2 protein-coding genes are annotated in these 604 nt (G+C 52.2%); both read right to left on the bottom strand.

The features are described from left to right. A partial coding sequence (locus MKP05_RS21425; RefSeq protein WP_240570155.1) for a hypothetical protein occupies window positions 1-390 on the bottom strand: 390 nt, incomplete at its 3' end. Between the two features lie 12 nt (window positions 391-402). Beyond that, a partial coding sequence (locus tag MKP05_RS21420; RefSeq protein WP_439109013.1) for a hypothetical protein occupies window positions 403-604 on the bottom strand: 202 nt, incomplete at its 5' end.

Raw genomic sequence — 604 nt, 5'->3', positions numbered from 1 at the left:
CCAGGGCATTACATAGGAACCGTCAGGCCGCTTCAGGCGAATGACTTCTTTCGGATACTGGCCTTCGCGTTCTACCGTCCAGACCTCTTTTTTCAGCGGTTCTCCGGCATTACTGAGTCTCACCGTAACCGCTTTATCATCCGGCTCAATGAAGATACAACCCGACTCTACCGCGCTACTCATTAGCGATTTGGGACACATCTTATCGCCGTACAGCACCGCTTTCTTGCCGTGATCGTCGATATTTAGGCCAGGCGATAAAACGATACCTGGCTGTTTCATACCCGCATCATTAAAAGCAGCCGTTAATGTGTTATCTGCCGCGTTCTGTACTTGATCGCAGCCAGCCATTAAGAAGCAACCGGCGACTATCCAGCTTTTTATCTTCATTCCCTGCCCTCCTTAAAATGGCTTTTCCATGTCAAAAATTCCCAGCACCGGGATAATTTCCTGACTGGCGCGACCGGTAAGCACCAGAAAGCGTCGCCACGGGCCATAGGGGATCTTCTCATCGCCGGATGTGTATGCGCGTATGCGACGACCGCCATTAGCCCCGGACAGGCCAAGCAGCGCCGCCAGTTTGTTTTCTGAAGCATATTCCGGG

The sequence above is a fragment of the Halomonas flagellata genome, assembly GCF_022487945.1.
Lineage (GTDB): Bacteria > Pseudomonadota > Gammaproteobacteria > Pseudomonadales > Halomonadaceae > Halomonas > Halomonas flagellata.
This window is presented reverse-complemented; position numbering and strand designations above follow the sequence as displayed.